This window comes from Bacteroides sp. B1-V-101 (assembly GCF_023656585.1).
Lineage (GTDB): Bacteria > Bacteroidota > Bacteroidia > Bacteroidales > Bacteroidaceae > Bacteroides > Bacteroides thetaiotaomicron.
Genome location: NZ_JAMOKH010000002.1, coordinates 239,646 through 260,127 on the forward strand (window position 1 = coordinate 239,646; position 20,482 = coordinate 260,127).

The 20,482-nt window shown below is 42.6% G+C and carries 11 protein-coding genes; 7 read left to right on the plus strand and 4 right to left on the minus strand.

Translation table 11 applies throughout. From position 1 onward, the window contains the following. Nucleotides 1-12 precede the first annotated feature (12 nt). Nucleotides 13-1,245, minus strand: a complete 1,233-nt coding sequence (locus tag NBH01_RS02585; protein WP_008762891.1) for a spore maturation protein — start codon at nt 1,243-1,245, stop codon at nt 13-15. Between the two features lie 524 nt (nt 1,246-1,769). On the opposite strand from NBH01_RS02585, the gene ruvB reads away from it, so the two are divergent. The 5 genes from ruvB to NBH01_RS02610 all read left to right on the plus strand — a co-directional run bounded on the left by ruvB (nt 1,770) and on the right by NBH01_RS02610 (nt 8,609). Next, nucleotides 1,770-2,801, plus strand: a complete 1,032-nt coding sequence (gene ruvB / locus NBH01_RS02590; protein WP_008762892.1) for a Holliday junction branch migration DNA helicase RuvB — start codon at nt 1,770-1,772, stop codon at nt 2,799-2,801. A 145-nt stretch (nt 2,802-2,946) separates the two neighbouring features. Next, nucleotides 2,947-3,612: an endonuclease domain-containing protein gene (locus NBH01_RS02595; RefSeq protein WP_234140423.1), complete on the plus strand. Its 666-nt coding sequence runs from the start codon at nt 2,947-2,949 to the stop codon at nt 3,610-3,612. Nucleotides 3,613-3,614: 2 nt separating this feature from the next. Next, a complete protein-coding gene (locus NBH01_RS02600) occupies nt 3,615-5,063 on the plus strand; it encodes a lipopolysaccharide biosynthesis protein (RefSeq protein ID WP_234119819.1) in 1,449 nt (482 codons plus the stop codon). 2 nt (nt 5,064-5,065) lie between these two features. Next, nucleotides 5,066-6,421, plus strand: coding sequence for a TIGR00341 family protein (locus tag NBH01_RS02605; RefSeq protein WP_008762895.1), 1,356 nt, complete (start codon nt 5,066-5,068; stop codon nt 6,419-6,421). 46 nt (nt 6,422-6,467) lie between these two features. Continuing rightward, entirely contained in the window at nt 6,468-8,609 is a 2,142-nt protein-coding gene (locus tag NBH01_RS02610; RefSeq protein ID WP_011108743.1) for a S46 family peptidase, read from the plus strand. Between the two features lie 32 nt (nt 8,610-8,641). Here the strand turns inward: NBH01_RS02610 and NBH01_RS02615 are convergent, their stop codons facing one another. Further along, nucleotides 8,642-9,508 carry a DMT family transporter gene (locus NBH01_RS02615; protein ID WP_016269238.1) on the minus strand — a complete coding sequence of 289 codons (867 nt, stop codon included), beginning with the start codon at nt 9,506-9,508 and terminating at the stop codon, nt 8,642-8,644. Between the two features lie 283 nt (nt 9,509-9,791). On the opposite strand from NBH01_RS02615, the gene NBH01_RS02620 reads away from it, so the two are divergent. Then, entirely contained in the window at nt 9,792-11,996 is a 2,205-nt protein-coding gene (locus tag NBH01_RS02620) for a S41 family peptidase (protein ID WP_162303097.1), read from the plus strand. 92 nt (nt 11,997-12,088) lie between these two features. Here the strand turns inward: NBH01_RS02620 and NBH01_RS02625 are convergent, their stop codons facing one another. Next, a complete protein-coding gene (locus tag NBH01_RS02625; protein ID WP_250699960.1) occupies nt 12,089-13,864 on the minus strand; it encodes a glycoside hydrolase family 2 protein in 1,776 nt (591 codons plus the stop codon). A gap of 267 nt (nt 13,865-14,131) precedes the next feature. Here NBH01_RS02625 and NBH01_RS02630 point away from each other — a divergent pair, with 267 nt between their 5' ends. Then, entirely contained in the window at nt 14,132-18,397 is a 4,266-nt protein-coding gene (locus tag NBH01_RS02630; RefSeq protein ID WP_074857610.1) for a glycoside hydrolase family 2 TIM barrel-domain containing protein, read from the plus strand. Between the two features lie 102 nt (nt 18,398-18,499). On the opposite strand, the gene NBH01_RS02635 is transcribed toward NBH01_RS02630, so the two are convergent. Next, the gene (locus NBH01_RS02635) at nt 18,500-20,452 is read right to left on the minus strand and encodes a glycoside hydrolase family 97 protein (RefSeq protein ID WP_196068909.1); all 1,953 of its coding nucleotides are present in this window, start codon (nt 20,450-20,452) and stop codon (nt 18,500-18,502) included. Between the last annotated feature and the right edge of the window lie 30 nt (nt 20,453-20,482).

Genomic DNA, 20,482 nt, shown 5'->3' on the forward strand with positions numbered 1-20,482 from the left:
TGAGTCTATGCTTTAAAAGAAAAATAAATAACTGATTAAGATGGCGGCTATAATACCGGAGAAGTCTGCAATCAAGCCGCAGGTGACTGCATTCCGGGTTTTACTGATTCCGACGCTGCCGAAGTAAACGGCAAGGATATAGAAAGTGGTGTCCGAAGCTCCGCGTACTACGCAACTCATTCGGCCTACAAACGAATCCGGTCCCATCTCTTTCATCGTGTCAATCATCAGCCCATTGGCACCGCTACCGCTGAGAGACTTCATCAGCGCTGTCGGCAATGCTCCCACAAAACTGGTATCCACTCCGCACAGACCGACTACATAACCAATGCCTCCCACAAGGAAATCCATCGCTCCCGAAGTACGGAATACAGCAATGCCTACAAGGAAGGCAACCAGGTACGGAATGATTCGTACGGCTGTCGTGAAGCCTTCTTTGGCACCTTCTACAAAAGAATCATATACGTTAATCTTCTTCCGGACCCCTGTCAGAATAAACAGGATGATCACCCCGAACAGAAGAATATTTGCTATCAGCGTAGAGTAAGTGCCCATTTCCTCACGCGAAATATTCAGAAACAGATAAATCAATCCGGAGAAGAAAAGGCAGATAACGCCCATCAATATCAGGATAGGCTTGTTGATCAGATTGATCTTCTGGGCGATACTGACAGCTATAACGCCGACCAGAGTCGAGATAAAAGTACTCAGCAGGATAGGGATAAACACATCCGTAGGCTGGGCAGCCCCCATCTGCGCACGGTATACCATGATACTGATCGGGATGATGATGAGGCCGGAAGTATTGATAACCAGAAACATGATCATCGGATTGGAAGCCGTATCTTTCTTCGGGTTCAGTTCCTGCAGTTCTTTCATCGCTTTGAGCCCCAATGGGGTGGCAGCATTGTCGAGTCCGAGCATGTTGGCGGACATATTCATAAAGATGGAACCCAATACCGGATGCCCTTTGGGAATGTCCGGAAACAGGCGGCAGAGTACCGGACTCAGAAAGCGGGCGAGTGCATTGATCAGTCCGCTGTTCTCTCCGATTTTCATGATACCGAGCCAGAGGGCCAGTACTCCGGTCAGTCCCAGAGATATCTCGAAAGCGGTTTTCGAAGAGTCGAAAGTTGAGTTCATGATAGCTGTAAATATCTCCGTGTCTCCCAGAAAAATTACTTTTATCAGGGCGATAATGAAGGCGATAACGAAGAATGCTATCCAGATATAATTTAGAACCATAGTCGATTGCGTGTATATAGATGGTGCAAAAGTAGTTATTACGTTTTAAATAAACTAATTGTTTTCGGGCAAAAGAGTAGAAGACCGAAACCGGTCTTGTGTACTTTTTCACTCTATTCTTCAATAGAATGATGCGTTGCTTAAGAAAAGAATGTGTAAATACGGTATTTTTAGGAAGAAGAGGCTTTTATGGTTATTAAATAGCAGGGGAAAAGCGGAAAGCAATTACTTGTTATTGTGTTTATACACAGCCAGATGCAGGTTGCTATATTCTCAGAGTATTCTCACCGTGATGAGAATAATTGCGCTTTGGTAAAATCGAAAATGATCCCCTTGTTATCAGGGAATGAAGTCACCGAAAGAAGACTGAATGGCATCTTATCATCGCATCGATTTTGAGATTTATTCTTCATAATTCCTCTTGGAAAAGAGAAATGGATAATGGCCGGAGGTTTTTATTATTCTTTCTTATATCGAAAATGAATGGATTTCTCTATCTTTGTCTCCTACATTTCAAGAAGAAAATGGAACAAGAAGATTTTAACATACGCGAACATCAGCTGACTTCACGGGAGCGGGATTTTGAAAATGCGCTCCGTCCGTTAAGCTTTGAAGACTTTAGCGGGCAGGATAAGGTGGTGGAAAACCTTCGCATCTTTGTGAAGGCGGCACGTCTGCGTGGCGAAGCACTCGACCACGTTCTGCTGCACGGGCCTCCCGGATTGGGTAAAACAACGCTTTCCAATATTATAGCTAACGAATTGGGAGTAGGCTTTAAAGTAACTTCCGGTCCGGTGCTCGACAAACCGGGCGATCTGGCAGGAGTTTTGACGAGTCTCGAACCGAACGACGTGCTCTTTATCGATGAAATTCACCGCTTATCGCCGGTGGTAGAAGAATATCTCTATTCGGCCATGGAAGATTACCGGATAGATATCATGATTGATAAGGGACCTTCGGCACGCAGTATTCAGATTGACCTGAATCCGTTTACGCTGGTCGGTGCAACCACCCGTAGCGGATTGCTGACGGCTCCACTTCGTGCCCGTTTTGGTATTAATCTGCATTTAGAGTACTATGACGATGATATTCTGAGTAATATCATCCGGCGTTCAGCTTCCATACTGGACGTACCTTGTTCGGTGCGGGCGGCATCGGAGATTGCTTCCCGAAGTCGTGGTACGCCCCGTATTGCCAATGCTTTGCTTCGTCGCGTACGCGATTTTGCGCAGGTGAAAGGTTCCGGCTCTATCGATACGGAAATAGCTCAGTTTGCGCTGGAAGCGTTGAATATCGACAAGTATGGTTTGGATGAGATAGACAACAAGATACTTTGTACCATCATAGACAAGTTTAAAGGCGGTCCTGTCGGTCTGACAACCATTGCTACCGCTTTGGGCGAAGATGCGGGCACTATCGAGGAAGTATATGAACCTTTCCTGATCAAAGAAGGTTTTATGAAACGGACTCCTCGTGGACGTGAAGTGACGGAGCTTGCCTATAAGCATTTGGGAAGGAGCCTCTATAGCAGCCAGAAAACCTTGTTTAATGACTGATAGTTTGGTCTGACACAGTCAAAACAGAGTTTGATTCATAAGTCAGTCAATAGTATCTCCAATTAGGGCTGACTAAAAAGTCGGCAGTATCTTAAATCTCCTCCTTCGGGAAGGAGGAGTACCCGTAGGGGGAGGTGGTAGGTGAATGCATAAATCTATCATTTACAAAGAAATAGGAACAAACATTATTTCTCCTACCACCTCGGTCTGCGACCACTCCTCCTTCCCGAAGGAGGAGAATAGAGATAGAATCGACTTTCTAGTCACCCCCTGGCTGAAAGCCGGGATGGTAGGTAAAAACATAAAATGGAACTATCTTATGCAAGATATAATGAATAAACCTGAGAATAAATCAGCTCGCAAGAACTTACGTAACTGTAGTACTTCAGCTGAGGCCACTCTTTGGAAATTGATAAAGGATAAGCAAATTGACGGACTTAAGTTTCGCCGGCAACATAGTGTCGGCTCTTATATTCTTGATTTTTATTGTCCGAAACTTCGGTTGGATATAGAATTGGATGGAGAAGTGCATTCAACATCAGAAGCTATGGACTATGCTGATACCCGTGCCCGTTTCCTTATTAACGAGAAAGATATTTGGGTGATTCGTTTTGAAAACAGGGTAGTGTTTGAGAATCCATCACAGATTGTAGAGGAGATTAGAGAGGTGGCGAAGAAGCGTAAAATAACTACCACCTCCCCCTGTGGGTACTCCTCCTTCCCGAAGGAGGAGAATGCGGATACTACCGACTTTTTAGTCGGCCCCAATGGAGAAAGTATTGCTAATCATCTTATCACTAATCATTTATAAACATGGCAGAACTAAAGTCATTGGCAAAGGACACTGCGATTTATGGTGCCAGCAGTATTATTGGTAAGTTTCTGAACTATTTTCTGGTACCGATTTATACTTTTTCACTTCCTGCTGCTTCCGGAGGATATGGAGTGATCACCAAGATGTATGCTATTGTGGCGTTATTGCTCGTAGTGCTAACCTTCGGAATGGAAACCGGCTTTTTCCGTTTTGCCAATAAAGGAGATGACGACCCGAAGAAGGTATATTCTGTTTCGTTATTGATGGTAGGGAGCGTATCGCTCCTGTTTTTGCTGTTGTGTCTGGTCTTCCTCAATCCTATTGCAGGACTGATGGGGTATAGTGAACATCCATGGTATCTGGGCATGATGCTGATTGTACTGGCTATGGATGCCATTCAGGCTATTCCGTTTGCTTATCTTCGTTATAAGAAACGCCCTATCAAGTTTGCCGGACTGAAACTCTTATTTATATTTGTCAGTATCTTGCTGAATATCCTTTATTTTGTTGTCATGAAAGGCGATGACGTAGGGGTAGCCTTTCTTATTAATCTGATCTGTTCTTTTGTTGTAATGCTCGGGCTGATACCTGAATTCCGTGAATTCCGCTATTGTCCTGACCGTTTGCTGATGAAGCGGATGTTATATTATTCATTCCCTATTCTGATATTAGGAGTGGCAGGCATTGTGAATCAGGTTGGAGACAAGATTATTTTTCCTTTTGTCTACCCCGATAAGGTGGAAGCGGATGTACAGTTGGGCATTTACAGTGCAGCTACTAAAATAGCCATGATAATGGCAATGATCACGCAGGCTTTTCGCTTCGCATACGAGCCTTTTGTCTTTGGCAAAAGTAAGGATAAGGATAATAAACGAATCTATGCGCAGGCAATGAAGTTCTTTATTATCTTTACGCTGCTGGCATTCCTGGCAGTCATGTTTTATCTGGACATTTTACGTTATATCATAGCAGAAGACTATTGGGAGGGACTCAAGGTAGTTCCCATCGTGATGATTGCAGAGATGTTTATGGGGATTTATTTTAATCTCTCGTTTTGGTATAAACTGACGGATGATACCAGATGGGGGGCATATTTCTCCATTATAGCCTGTCTGACTGTTGTTCTGATGAATATCTTCCTGATCCCTGTATATGGGTATGTAGCTTGCGCATGGGCGGGTTTTACCGGATATGCCATAGCTATGTTGCTTTCTTATTTTGTCGGTCAGAAGAAATATCCTATTGCTTATGATCTGCGTGGAATAGGTTGTTATGTAGGCTTAGCTATTATTCTGTATCTGATTGGTGAATGGACGCCGATTCATAATACAGTCTTGCTTCTTGCATTCCGCACAGTCCTTCTGCTACTATTTATTGCTTATATTATCAAACGGGACCTGCCTCTGAGTCAGATTCCTGTTATTAACCGGATTATAAAAAAGAAATGACTATGAAGACAGATGAACGGAATAAGTTTGCGATCAAGTCGTTCCTGGGTGAATACCTGGACTTGAAAAAGGATAAAGACAATGAAATGGAAACCGTTGACTCTATCCGAAAAGGAGTAGAATTCAAAGGAGCCAATTTGTGGATTCTTATTTTTGCCATCTTTATGGCTTCACTGGGCTTGAATGTCAACTCTACGGCAGTGATTATCGGTGCCATGTTGATTTCACCGTTGATGGGACCTATCATGGGTGTCGGACTTTCTGTCGGTTTGAATGATTTCGAGTTGATGAAACGTTCTTTGAAGAGCTTCCTCATCACGACTGCTTTCAGTGTGACGACGGCAACCATCTTCTTTCTTTTCACTCCTATTGCCGAAGCACAATCGGAGCTGTTGGCGCGTACTTCGCCTACGATTTATGACGTATTCATCGCACTTTTCGGTGGTTTGGCGGGAGTTGTCGCCCTGTCTACCAAAGAGAAGGGAAATGTGATTCCGGGAGTTGCCATTGCTACGGCGTTGATGCCTCCCCTTTGTACGGCAGGTTATGGTCTGGCATCGGGCAATCTGGTTTACTTTCTGGGTGCATTCTACCTCTACTTTATCAACTCCGTATTTATCAGTCTGGCTACCTTCATCGGTGTGCGGGTGATGCACTTCCAGCGTAAGGAATTTGTGGATAAGGCACGCGAGAAGATGGTGCGTAAATACATCATTCTGATTGTTGTGCTGACGATGTGCCCGGCTGTTTATCTGACGTTCGGCATCATTAAAAGTACTTTTTATGAGACGGCAGCCAATCGGTTTATCAATGAGCAGTTGAACTTTGAGAATACGCAGGTACTTGATAAGAAGATCAGTTATGAGCATAAAGACATCCGCGTGGTTCTGATCGGTCCCGAAGTTCCGGATGCTTCGATATCCATTGCCCGTAGCAAACTGAAAGAATACAAGCTGGAAGAAACAAAGCTGACCGTACTGCAAGGGATGAATAATGAGGCGGTAGATGTCTCTTCCATTCGTGCCATGGTGATGGAGGACTTTTATAAAAACAGCGAACAACGCCTGCAGGAACAGCAGAAAAAGATAACCCGACTGGAAGAAAACCTCGCTCAATATAAAGAGTACGATACGATGGGGCGTACTCTGGTGCCCGAATTGAAGGTGCTTTATCCTTCCATCACTTCGCTTTCTATCGCTCACTCGCTGGAAACACGGGTAGACTCGATGAAAACGGATACGGTGACACTGGCTGTTTTGAAATTTGGCAAACATCCGTCAGTTGCCGAGAAGGAGAAAATCAGCGCATGGCTGAAAGCACGGGTGGGAGCGAAGAAGTTGAGGCTCATTACCGAATAATGGCTCCCGGATTGATCATAGAATATATAAATCTAAAAATAATAGCATGAAACTCAGACTAACCGCAATGATTCTCCTCTCCCTTTGCCTGTCACAGGCATTTGCTGACGAGGGAATGTGGCTATTGGGGAACCTTCGCAAGAACAAACAGGCGGAACGGGTGATGAAGGAACTCGGTTTGCAGATGCCTGTAAATAAACTGTATAATCCGAAGAAGCCGGCTTTGGCAAATGCCGTTGTCAGTTTCGGTGGATTTTGTTCGGGAGTGGTGGTTTCCGAAGATGGTCTGGTATTTACCAATCATCACTGTGGTTTCAGCAGTATCCAGCAGCATTCTTCCGTAGAACATGATTATCTGAAGGATGGTTTTGTAGCCCGCAATCTTGGTGAAGAACTGCCGAATCCCGAATTATATGTCCGTTTCCTTCTTCGTACGGAGGATGTGACCAAGCGTGTGCTCTCGGCTGCCAAACATGCTCATACGGAAAGCGAACGTCGCGTAGTTGTCGACTCTGTCATGAATGTAATCGGCATGGAAGTATCAGAGAAGGACTCTACGTTGACGGGAATTGTCGATGCGTATTACGCCGGAAACGAGTTCTGGCTTTCTGTCTACCGCGATTATAATGATGTCCGGCTGGTTTTTGCTCCTCCTTCTTCAGTCGGCAAGTTCGGGTGGGACACGGACAACTGGATGTGGCCTCGCCATACAGGTGACTTCAGCGTTTTCCGTATTTATGCCAACAAACAGAACGGACCGGCGGATTATTCGCCAGAAAACGTCCCTTATCATCCGGAATACGTAGCTCCTATTTCGTTGGATGGATACAAGGAAGGCTCTTTCTGTATGACTCTCGGCTATCCGGGCAGTACGGAGCGCTATCTCTCTTCGTATGGGATCGAAGAAATGATGAACGGCATTAATCAGGCCATGATCGATGTGCGCGGGGTAAAACAGGCTATTTGGAAGCGGGAAATGGATCGCCATCCGGATATCCGTATCAAGTATGCTTCTAAATACGATGAAAGTTCCAACTACTGGAAAAACAGCATAGGAATGAATAAAGCCATCCGGCACCTGAAAGTGCTGGAAAAGAAGCGCGCAGCAGAAGCAGCCCTCCGGGACTGGATTCAGTCTCATCCGGAAGAAAGGGAGAAACTGATTCGTCTGTTCTCTTCTCTGGAACTGAATTATAATAATCGTAGGGAAACAAACCGTACCCTTGCTTATTTCGGGGAGTCGTTCATTAATGGTCCCGAATTGGTTCAATTGGCACTCGAAATACTGAATTTCGATTTTGAGGCCGAAGAGAAGTTGGTCGTTACCCGCATGAAAAAGTTACTGGAGAAATACGATAACCTGAATCTGTCTATTGATAAGGAAGTATTTGCGGCCATGCTCAAAGAATACCGGTCCAAAGTGGATAAGAAATACCTTCCGGCGATGTATCTGCAAATAGACACCTTGTATAACGGAAATGTCCAGACTTATGTAGACTCTTTGTATGCTACCTCTCAAATCACTTCTCCGAAGGGTCTGAAGCGCTTCCTTGAACGTGACACGACCTATAATCTCATCGAGGACCCTGCCATTTCTTTAAGCCTCGACCTAATAGTGAAATACTATGAGATGAATCAGAGCGTCTCAGAGGCTTCCGAACAGATAGAGCAGGATGAACGCCTGTTCAATGCCGCTATGCGTCGTATGTATGCCGACCGTAACTTCTATCCTGATGCCAATTCCACCATGCGCCTTAGTTTTGGTACAGTCTGTGGATATTCTCCTTTTGACGGGGCTACCTTCAGTTATTATACGACGGTAAAAGGCATTTTCGAGAAAGTAAAGGAACATGCAGGCGATATAGACTTTGCAGTTCAACCGGATCTTCTGGCTTTACTCTCTTCCGGTGATTTCGGCAGATATGCCGATGAAAAGGGAGATATGAACGTTTGTTTTATCTCGAATAATGATATTACGGGAGGAAATTCCGGCAGTGCCATGTTCAATGCGAAAGGGGAATTGCTTGGCCTTGCTTTTGACGGCAATTGGGAAGCGATGAGCAGTGACATTGTCTTTGAACCGGATTTGCAGCGTTGTATCGGAGTAGATGTGCGCTACATGCTTTTCATTATGGAAAAGTATGGAAAGGCTGCTAACCTTATCGAGGAACTGAAATTAACCCGCTGAAACGGAAAAACAATTTTATAGGAAGGCTGCTCTTATCGTTTCAGTATAATTACCATTACAGCAACGATAATCAGTGCAATGCCTACGCCAATACTTGTGGTGAATGCTTCTCCAAAGAGGAAGATGCCTACACATACGGCAGTTACCGGCTCCATAGCTCCCAATACAGAGGTGAGTGTGGAGCCGATGCTTTTTACTGCTCTGACCAGTGCAAGATTGGAAACGACGGTCGGGATTAATGCCAGCAAGATTAGATTTCCGGCAGTATGCCATTCTCTGATAGGCTGAAGATGGCTGATACTGCTGGTTCCGATAAAGAGAAAGATTCCTCCGAAAAGAAAGACATAGAAAGTGAGCAGTAATCCTTTCATCCGGCCGATCTTTAACTGGCTCATTGTGACAAGGTACAGTGCATATCCCAATGCTGATAAAAGAACGATGAAAAGGCCGAAAAATGAGAAACTTCCTGTCTCTGTATTTCCACCGGATAAGAAGTAGACACCTATCACGGCAGAGGCGATGGCGGCTATCCGCCAACCGGACTTTTTTTCTTTGAAGAATAGCATCATGACCAGGGTAGTCAGTACCGGATACATGAAGTGAATGGTGGTGGCTACACCGCTTGCCATAAACTTATATCCCCAGAACAGGAAGACGGCAGACATCAGATAAAGTATCGCAAGCAGGAGCAGGGAAGGAATGTCCCGTCTGCTGATTCGAAAGGATTGCCCGTTGATCAGTAGAATCCCGCCTAATGCCATACACGCAAACAGGAAGCGATAGAAGAGTATCGATTCGAATTGCATGCCCGCCTGCATGGCAGGAATGGTGAATAGGGGGATAAGCCCAAAAGAGGCCGACGAAAGCAGACCGTACAGGAAACCGTTGACTTTATTCATAGTTAAGTATATATTCGGAGTGCAAAGATACTCATAATAGATAAGATGATATTATGTTTGAATTATAAAATAGAGATTACGTCCGAAACGTATGAAGCTGTCTCTGTTTTCTTGTTGAGTATATCGAATTTTTCGCTAAAACATGTGTTTAGGGTTGAAATAAACAGATATTGCTAAATTATGAACAGATATTTTCTCTGGTAGTGTTTCTTTTTTCTGACCTTTGGTGTGTCCAGAGTACAAACCTGTAAATATTTGAATTGACAACAAAACTATGATACATATGAAAAACAGATTAGTTGGCTTATTAGTGTTCGCGTTGGTTGCTTTTAACTTATATGCGCAGTCTGATCAAAGTAAAAAGGGACTTCTTACTTTTACCGGTACGCGTATTATTTCCTTTGATCCAATGCGGGAAATGCCTAAGATGGCTTGGTATAGTGAAAATCAAGATATTCGGGTAGATGAAGAAGTGCTCTTTAATAATCAGTCGTCATTGTTGATTCCGTCTGTACGGGGAAAGAAAACAGAAGCTTATTTCGGCATGAATAACCGCGATATTACAGGTAAGACGATTGTGTTTAAAGGCAAATACAAATATCAGCAGGCAAATAATGCCAAAGTGAGTTTCGCAATTAAACTGGACACTCACCTTCAAAGAATAGACGAGAAGGCTATTGATTTTGAATGTAACGGCAGTCAGGACTGGAAAGACTTTTATGTGGAAATGCCGTTTACACGTTCCAAGAAATTTTTCTTTCGAATACTCTGTGACGGGGAGGCCAGGCTTTGGGTGAACGACTGCCAGGTGCTGATAGATGGACAGTCACTTGATTTAATCAAGAATCCGGATGTTGAAGTAGACAAGGATCTGGAGTTCGCAGGAAATTCAGGAATATCACTTGGAGACGTTGACGGGCAAACATTGGAAAATTTGGTGGTTTTGGGCAAGGTTTGGGGATTCCTTAAGTATTTTCATCCGCAGGTTGTGGTTGGAAAGTATAACTGGGATTTTGAATTGTTCAGAGTGATGCCCGGGATAGCAGCTGTGAAGAGCAAAAAGGAAAGGAACTCACTGTTAAACAAATGGATAGATAAGTACGGTAAAATCACGGAAACCGAGGAGTATGTAATCGGAGATTCGGCCCAATATCATCGTTTTGCACAGCTTGGCTGGCTGGAAGATCCGAATGTCTTCGATAAGAAACTGTCTGAAAAACTAGTGAGAATCAAGAATGCCAAACGTAATAGTGTATTGAACTACTATCTTCCGATATTAACCGGAAAGGAGGAGGTGGAATTTGCCAGAGACAAACCTTATCCTTCAATCGACTGGGAAGATCAGGGATATCGTATTCTTACGGTTTATAGATTGTGGAATGCCATCGAACATGGATATCCTTACGCCAACCTTACAGACCATAGATGGAGTACTCTGCTGGCGCAATATCTGCCTGAATTTATCAATGCCTCTTCGGAAAAAGATTTGGACCATTCTATACGAAAACTGGCTGCTGAAATCAATGATTCACATGGAGGGCTTGAATTTCCGAATCATGCTCCCCGATTGTATGGTCTTCCATTGGGATTGACTCAGACAACGGACGGTAAGCTTGTAGTAGAATCGACTGCATTAAAACAGATTGAGCGGGGATCGGTCATACTGGCTGTAAATGATAAACCGATTTCGGAAATAATCGACAATTACCGTTCTATATTGCCTTCTTCAAATGAGCATGGTTTACTGAGGAATGTCTCATTCAGACTATTTGTTACATCGGAGAATGAAATGAAAGTCACGGTGGAGAATCAAGGGCAGTCTCATGAATATACAATACCCATGCAGTCTTTTGAAAGAGCATCTTTTAAAGGCCGAAAGAGTCCGTCAGATTACGGACTGGATGCCAGAAAGATTCTTTATGTAGATGCAGGTATAATGGGGCTTCCGGAACTGGATCAGATGATGAAAACAAATTTGAATGCTAAAGGAATTATATTGGATATGCGTAAGTATCCGAGATGGGACATTATGGAAGTACTTGGAAAATATCTTTATCCTCAACCGACTACATTTATGTGGTATTCCATTAATTCGAAGAAATTTCCGGGTAACTTTGGTCTTGATATAATTGGGAAAATTGGTTTTAAAGAAAATCCTGATTATTTCAAAGGTAAGATTGCTATTCTTGTAAGTGAGATGACTCAGAGTTTTGGAGAGCTAATGTCTGTCGCTTATAGAGTGGCACCAAAAAGTGCGGTTATCGGTACGCAAACTGCCGGTGCGAACGGTCATGTCGGATATTTATATTTGCCTCGGGGAATTAAATTCACCTATACAATGGCGGGAGCATTCTATCCTGAATGGAAATTGAATCAACGGGATGGAGTGACTATTGATATTCCGGTGGAACAGACTGTAGAAGATATAGCTGCAGGAGAAGATATGTGGATTAGAAAAGCGATTGAATATATTGAGAGTAAACGGTAAGGTTTCACCCTGATTAAAGGGATATTCAGCCCGTCGATATAATTCGATTTGAATATATTGACGGGCTGAATTATACTATTAGCAAGCTGAACTTATTTCTTTATCGGTCTGCTTGGAATCTTTTCAAAGATAGATCTAATCCGTTCCATCTCAAATTTAGGCTGTCGGTCGTAAGTGTAGATACCGTTTTTCTCTTGTTCGATATCTGAAAACTGTGTATAGCAGAATCCGCTGATGATTCCGGAGGATTGAATCGCATTGATGAGTTTTTCGATGCGTTCGAAGAGGGCATCTTCGTTGGTAAATGTTCCTCCATGTCCCCATGTGTCTTCCTTGGTTCTGGATGTTTCCCATACAATACCGCCGAATTCACCGATGATAAAAGGTTGGTTGGCATAAGCTGCCTGGTTCTTGTCCGGCTTTAAGCTTAGTGCGAAACGTGTTGCATCCGGTTCGTAAGTACTGATGCTCCAGATATCTGTCAGGAAATGGAATCCACTGCCGGTAAGGTCGTTGAACGGGCGACTGGGATCGATTGCTTTTGTCAGTTTTTGCAGGTCAAATACCAAGCGTGCAAATGTACCGGACGAAACATTGCTCAATGGTACGGTAAGAGGTGCCCATGTGATGATAGAAGGGTGATTACGGTCTCGTTCGAGTATCTCTATCCATTCACTGAGAAGATTTCTTGATGCGGCCTCGTCATCGGGATTCATTCCCCAGTTAGGAGACTCTCCCCAAGTGATAAATCCCAGCTTATCTGCCCAGTAATGGAATCGTTCTTCGAAAAACTTTTGATGAAGGCGTGCCCCGTTGAAGCCGGCTTCCTTACTTAGTAAAATATCATTTTTAAGGGCTTCATCGGTAGGTGCAGTCCAGATTCCATCAGGATAATACCCCTGATTCATAACCAGGCGCTGGAAATAAGGCTCGTTATTCAAGTAAAATTTGCCATTGGCTGTATGTACTTTGCGCATACCTACATATGATTTTACTTCATCGATGGTCTGCCCTTTGGCATCTTTGACGCAGTAACTGATATCGTAAAGGTGTGGAGTTTCGGGGCTCCAGAGCTTGATATTCTTTATAGGTAAGATCAGGTTACTGCCATTGGCACATTTTGATGTCACTTGAGCGACTTTTTTCTGGCTGTCATAGATCGTAACTTCCAGTGTCTGGTCATTGGATATCTGATAGAATTCCGGAGTAATGATCAATTGATTATTGTCGATATCCGGATAGGTATTTGCCGATTTCAGTCCACAGGGAGAGAAAGCTTCCATCCACACCGTTTGCCAGATACCTGTGACACGCGTATAAAAACAGGCAAAGGAGTTTTTCTCCGGAGACTGTTTGCCGCATGCCTGACGACCTGATTTTGCATCATCGGACACGGATACTACCAGATTGTGACTATTCCCGGGTTTGGCTATGCGACTGATATCTATTACAAAAGGAGAGCTTCCGCCGTTATGAAAACCGACGAGGCGTCCGTCTATATAAATCTCTGCTAAATAGTCGACAGCGCCGAAATGGAGTAAAATCTTCTTGTTGCTCCAGTCAGCGGGTATCGGCAGAGAACGTTGATACCACATTTTTTTTATAAAGTCCGTATGATTAACTCCGGATAGTTTGCTTTCCGGGCAGAAAGGAACCGTAATTGTTTTGCTAAGCTCCTTTGCCGTAGGTAAGTTACGCTTTTTCCCGGAATCATCAAGATCGAATTCATACGTCCACGTACCATTTAAATTAACCCAGGTAGCTCTTTCAAATTGTGGGCGGGGATATTCCGGCCGGGGAATATCATTGGTTGCGTTTGCTGCAAAAGAGAGTAGTAAACCAACTAGCATCAGATGTGCTTTTCTCATGTTTTGTAATTTTTGTTATTGTATAATTTAAGTGCCTTAGCTGATTGTAAAAATAGAGATTTAAAAGAAGAAAAGGTGTAAACGATTGTTCAAATTAGGAAATAATCTGATCATAGTGAAGATTATTCGGTTATATTTGATAAATGTGTATAATAATGTCACAAATTTATGGTATGAAATAGGTAAAAGCCGCTACATTTGTAATCGAATGAATTTTAGGAAAATATTATAGAAGAACATTTAAACTAAATAACTCAATCAATTATTATGAAACTACGAATCATGCGAAGTGCATGGATTGCACTTTTGTTTATGTCTTTATCTGTAACAGCACAAACCACGGATAAGCCGGAGTGGAGCAATGAGTATGTCTCGGGAGTCAATAAGGAAGAAGCAGTTCAGATTGCTATTCCTTTTACCGATGAACAACAAGCAATGAATCTGACTATTGAAGAGTCACCTTATTACAAAACGCTGAATGGAATATGGAAATTTCATTGGGTGGCTGACCCGAAAGACCGACCGCAGGATTTCTGTAAACCGGAATATGATGTAAGCCAATGGGATAATATTAAAGTCCCTGCAACCTGGCAGATAGAGGCCGTAAGACATAATAAAAACTGGGATAAGCCCTTATATTGCAATGTGATTTATCCTTTTTGTGAGTGGGATTGGAAAAAGATTCAGTGGCCTAATGTAATTCAACCTCGTCCGTCTAACTATACTTTTGCGACGATGCCTAATCCTGTCGGTAGTTATCGCAGGGAGTTTATATTGCCTGATTCATGGAAAGGACGTGACATCTTTATTCGTTTTAATGGGGTAGAAGCCGGTTTTTATATTTGGGTGAATGGTAAAAAGGTCGGCTATTCGGAGGACAGCTACCTGCCTGCCGAATTTAATCTGACTCCTTATCTGAAAGCTGGAAAGAATGTTCTTGCTGTCGAGGTGTATCGCTTTACAGATGGTAGCTTTCTGGAGTGTCAGGATTTCTGGCGTTTCAGCGGTATATTCAGAGATGTATTTCTGTGGTCGGCTCCTAAAACGCAAATCAGAGACTTCTTCTTCCGTACGGATTTAGACAAGGAGTATAAAAATGCATCCGTCTCTCTGGATATAGATATTACAGGTAAAAGAAGTAATAACGAGATTCAAGTGAAGGTGACGGATCAGAATGGTAAAGAGATTGCTACCCAAAATGCGCGTGCTGTAACGGGAACGAATAAACTTCAGTTTGAGGTTGTGAATCCTTTGAAATGGACGGCAGAAACGCCCAACCTTTATAATCTCACTATTCTTTTAAAGCAAAAAGGGAAAACTGTAGATATTCGTAGTGTCAAGGTCGGTTTTCGTAAGATTGAACTGGCGCAAGATGGTCGGCTGTTGATTAATGGAAAATCAACTTTGTTTAAGGGAGTTGACAGACACGACCATAGTTCGGAGAATGGTCGTACGGTATCTAAAGAAGAAATGGAAAAAGATGTACAGTTGATGAAGTCATTGAATATTAATGCTGTACGTACTTCTCATTATCCTAATAATCCTTATTTCTATGATTTATGTGACAGATATGGTATATATGTTCTTTCCGAAGCCAATGTAGAATGCCATGGTCTTATGGCATTGTCCTCTGAACCTTCATGGGTGAAAGCATTTACGGAACGCAGTGAGAATATGGTGCGACGCTATAAAAATCATGCTTCTATAGTCATGTGGTCGTTGGGCAACGAATCCGGTAATGGCATTAACTTTAAATCTGCTGCAGAGGCTGTTAAGAAGCTCGATGATACCCGTCCTACTCACTATGAAGGTAATAGCTCTTATTGCGATGTAACCAGTTCTATGTACCCCGATGTGCAATGGCTGGAAAGCGTAGGGAAGGAGCGTTTACAGAAATTCCAGAATGGAGAAACGGTCAAACCTCATGTGGTTTGTGAATATGCTCATGCGATGGGTAATTCAATCGGGAATTTCAAGGAATATTGGGAAACTTACGAGCGCTATCCTGCACTTGTCGGTGGCTTTATCTGGGACTGGGTAGATCAAAGTATTAAGATGCCTGCTCCGGATGGTTCCGGTTATTATATGGCCTTCGGAGGAGATTTTGGAGATACACCGAATGACGGTAATTTTTGCACGAATGGCGTAATCTTTTCCGATCGTACATACTCTGCCAAGGCATACGAGGTGAAAAAAATACATCAGCCTGTATGGGTTGAGGCTATGGGAAATGGGACGTATAAACTGACTAATAAGAGATTTCATGCAGGGTTGGATGACTTATATGGAAGGTATGAGATTGAAGAGGATGGAAAAGTTGTATTCTCGGCTAATCTGGAAGAATTGTCCTTGAACGCACAGGACAGTAAGGTCATTACTATAGCTGATAATCAGATCAATAAAATTCCGGGAGCCGAATACTTTATAAAGTTCCGCTTCTGTCAAAAGCAAGATACTGAATGGGAAAAGGCTGGATATGAGGTAGCATCAGAGCAATTCAAACTTTCTGATAGTGCGAAGCCTGTATTTAAAGCAGGAGAAGGTAGTATTGATCTGATAGAGACTGATGATGCATATCTGGTAAAAGGCTCGCAGTTTGAAGCGTCTTTTTCAAAGCAGCAGGGAACGATCTCTTCTTATACATTAAATGAATTGCCCATGATTAGTAAAGGGTTGGAATTGAATGCTTTCCGTGCTCCTACTGATAATGATAAGCAAGTGGATGGTGACTGGTATCAGAAAGGCTTGTATCAGATGACTCTTGAACCTGGACATTGGAATGTGCGGAAAGAAGATAATAAGGTAACTCTGCAGATAGAGAATCTATATCGGGGAAAAACGGGTTTTGATTATCGAACTAATATAGAATATACGGTGGCTGCCGATGGTTCTATTTTGGTTAATAGCACTATTATTCCTTCAACAAAAGGTGTAATTATTCCCCGTATTGGTTATCGTATGGAACTTCCGGAAGGCTTTGAACGCATGCGTTGGTATGGTCGCGGACCGTTGGAAAACTATGTTGACCGAAAAGATGCCACTTACGTAGGCGTGTATGATGAGTTAGTATCTGATCAATGGGTGAACTATGTCAGAGCACAGGAAATGGGTAATCGCGAGGATCTGCGTTGGATTTCAATAACCAATCCTGATGGAATAGGCTTTGTCTTTATTGCAGGTGATAAGATGTCTGCTTCTGCTTTGCATGCAACAGCGCAGGATATGGTTGACTCTGCCAATCATCGTAGGTTGCTTCATAAGTATGAAGTACCGATGCGTAAAGAAACTGTTCTTTGTCTGGATGCTAATCAGCGTCCGCTTGGTAATGCCAGTTGTGGTCCTGGCCCGATGCAAAAGTATGAACTTCGTTCCCAGCCTACTGTTTTCAGTTTTATCATACTACCTTTGGAGAGAAGTTATTCGACAGAAGAACTTATAAGGAAGGCACGCGTACAGATGCCCGTATGTATGCCTGTATTGATAGAAAGAGATAACAATGGTTATTTGAATTTAAAGACTAATACTCCCGGAGCTACTGTTCATTATAGTCTGAATGGCGGAGAAGAGAAGATATATACTGAACCTTTCGAATTTATTTCTGGTGGTCATGTGGAAGCATATGCCGTTTCAGAACAATTAGGAAAAAGTGCGGGAACTTCAGCTGAATTTCCGATATATGTGGATCGTTCACTGTGGAAAATTGTATCAGTTAGTAGTGAGAATGGGGGTGAAGAGGCCCGTAACGCAATCGATGGTGATCTGAATACTATCTGGCATAGTCGGTGGAATGATCCTGTGGCTAAACATCCCCACGAAATAGTAGTGGATATGTCTTCATCACTTGAGATTGATAAGTTTATTTATCAACCTCGTAACTCTGAGAACGGACGTATCAAGGATTATGAGCTCTATTTCAGTAAAGATGGAAAGAACTGGGAAAACAAGACTAAAGGTCGTTTTGAAAATTCATCTTCTGCACAGTTTGTAACATTGGAGAAACCAATTGTGGCACGTTACTTTAAATTGATTGCTTTATCTGAAATTTATGGTCGGGATTGGGCTTCGGCAGCAGAATTAAATGTCAATGCAGTCCGTAATTTATCGGGTGCATCTGAAGAGAGACAGAAGGTTGTATATGTGGATAGTGATGCTGATGGAAGTATGAAATTGGCTGCGGATGGTGATATTAATACATTCTGGCATACGGTACATAACCAGTTCTATCTGGCTCCTTATCCTCATGAGATACAGATTGCATTAGCTAAAGAAACTACAGTAAAAGGTCTTAAATATACACCTCGTCAGGATTCTTCGGAAGGTAGAATCGGTAAATATGAAGTGTATATCAGCCATGATGGCAAGGAGTGGGGAAAAGCTGTGGCTTCTGGTACATTTGCCGATTCAAAGGAAGTACAGACAGTTGAATTTAATCCATGTAAAGCACGTTATGTAAAACTTCAGGCTCTGTCTGCTGTCATTAAAGAGGCTAAGATGGCTGCTGTGGCAGAGTTAGAGGTTCTCTTGGCTGAATAGGAAAAGCGATAAAGAGTGTTATGAAAAAGAGAGACTGCCTCATTTTTTGATTGGAGGCAGTCTCTTTTTTATGGGAGATATCTTGATTTCTACAGTATAGGCTTATTCGAGAACAGCTGCAAACCCACCATTTCTAGCCATTTTGACAGAAAGCTTTTGATTCTTATTCATTGTTGCCGATTTCATACGGTAATCCATTGCCTGATATCCTGCATTTATTCCATCCTCAAACGAGGTTACACGGTAGGTCCTGCCATCTTTCAGGAAGTCGAGATTTATTTCAAATTCTCTTTCATTTTCCTTATCATTAGTCATCCCACCAATAAACCATTTCTCTCCTTTACGCTTCGCAACGATTACATATTCACCTACTTTAGCTTCCAGAACAACTGTTTCATCCCATGTTACAGGTACTTGGGTAATGAAACGAGTGCAATCTTCATTGCGGTAATATAAGGTCGGATTGTCTGCCAACATTTGTAAACCGCTTTCGAATATGACAAATAAAGACATTTGGTATGCACGGGTACCGATACTTGCAGAGTTAGGACGTTCGGAACGATAGATATTCGGTTGCATACTGATCATAGCTCCAGGAGTGTAATCCATAGGGCCTACCGCATTTCTCATGAAAGGCAAGTAGATGCTATTCTCCGGCTTACAGCCTCCCATTTGTTCCATACCTCTGACCCCTTCATAGGATAATACATTGGGATACTTGTATTCCAGTCCGGCCGGCTTGAATGATCCATGGAAGTCAACAAATAAATGATGTCTGGCTGCTTCTTGGGCTACTCGTTCGTAGTAGTTAACCATCCATTGATCGCTGCGGTCCATGAAGTCTATTTTTACTCCCTTTATTCCCCATTCATTGAATGTTTTGAAAAGGTCAAAATTCTTTTCTACTGTTAACCAAGTCAGCCAAAGGACAATACCCACATTCTTTTCTTTTCCATAACGAATCAGCTCATGAAGGTCTACGTCCGGATTAGGAGTGTAAGGATCGCGTGTACTCTTGGCCCATCCTTCATCCATAATAATGTAAGGGATTCCGAACTTGGATGCGAAATCAATGAAGTATTTGTATGTTTCCAAATTACAACCAGCTTTAAAGGTTATATCTTGCCCATACGGGGTTGCTCCGTTCCACCATTCCCAACTTACTTGCCCTGGTTTTATCCATGACACATCTTCTAACTGATTCTTATCAGCCAGTTTATAGGTCATAGTGTTCTCAACTAATTGCTTGTCTTCCTTGGTAATGACAAAGTAGCGCCATGGAAAGTTCCTTTTTCCACTTGTTTTAGCGATATATTCCGCTTCTTTTTCGATTTTGAGGCTGCGGTCTCCGTCTTCACCAAATGCAAGGGGGACTTTTGGAAAAATGGAGGATATGCCATTGGTCCCGTTTCCTTTCAGAAACATGCAAGGATAGTCCGACAGATCAGATTCACTGATTAGTATCTTATATGATTTACGTGTATCAATGAGAACTGGAAGTACGGACATTTTATCCGATGGTTTCCATGAGTGACTGGAAATGTGTGTGTACGGCTCTTCATAAGCTGTTTTGAACCCTCCCGGCTGTTGGAGATGTAATAAATAGTCTGTCGGGAACTGCAATGAAAGGTCTTCTCCCAATACTTCGATTTCTCCTTTTTGGCGGGTGATAAAACGATAGGCTATTCCATCGTTAAAAGCACGGAATTCTACTGAGTAGTTTCCTTTAAAATTGAGTAGAAGTTGGTTATATTCGTTATTGATCGTTGAAAATTTCAGTGGAACGACAGGGGTTAAGGTTTCTTTTATTTTGTTCTGTTTTTGTCCGGACAGTTTGGGATGTTCGCCCAATATTTTATCTTTTAGTTTAAGTTGGAGATAATTGTCTTTCAACAGAACTTCATCATTGCAGGCTACGTCATAGTAGATTTTGTCGGTGAGGCGGACGGATACTTTTATTTCTCCGTTCGGGGAACTTAATTCTACATTCTTTTGTGCTTGTGCATGTAGCACTAATCCACAAATAAATAGGAATAATAAGAGTAACTTTCTCATTGTTTTAGATCATCAATATGTTATATTTAT

Coding starts and splice junctions, on each gene's coding strand:
- NBH01_RS02585 (WP_008762891.1), bottom strand. CDS start 1,245: ATGGTTCTAAATTATATCTGGATAGCATTCTTCGTTATCGCCTTCATT.
- ruvB (WP_008762892.1), top strand. CDS start 1,770: ATGGAACAAGAAGATTTTAACATACGCGAACATCAGCTGACTTCACGG.
- NBH01_RS02595 (WP_234140423.1), top strand. CDS start 2,947: ATGCATAAATCTATCATTTACAAAGAAATAGGAACAAACATTATTTCT.
- NBH01_RS02600 (WP_234119819.1), top strand. CDS start 3,615: ATGGCAGAACTAAAGTCATTGGCAAAGGACACTGCGATTTATGGTGCC.
- NBH01_RS02605 (WP_008762895.1), top strand. CDS start 5,066: ATGAAGACAGATGAACGGAATAAGTTTGCGATCAAGTCGTTCCTGGGT.
- NBH01_RS02610 (WP_011108743.1), top strand. CDS start 6,468: ATGAAACTCAGACTAACCGCAATGATTCTCCTCTCCCTTTGCCTGTCA.
- NBH01_RS02615 (WP_016269238.1), bottom strand. CDS start 9,508: ATGAATAAAGTCAACGGTTTCCTGTACGGTCTGCTTTCGTCGGCCTCT.
- NBH01_RS02620 (WP_162303097.1), top strand. CDS start 9,792: ATGAAAAACAGATTAGTTGGCTTATTAGTGTTCGCGTTGGTTGCTTTT.
- NBH01_RS02625 (WP_250699960.1), bottom strand. CDS start 13,864: ATGAGAAAAGCACATCTGATGCTAGTTGGTTTACTACTCTCTTTTGCA.
- NBH01_RS02630 (WP_074857610.1), top strand. CDS start 14,132: ATGAAACTACGAATCATGCGAAGTGCATGGATTGCACTTTTGTTTATG.
- NBH01_RS02635 (WP_196068909.1), bottom strand. CDS start 20,452: ATGAGAAAGTTACTCTTATTATTCCTATTTATTTGTGGATTAGTGCTA.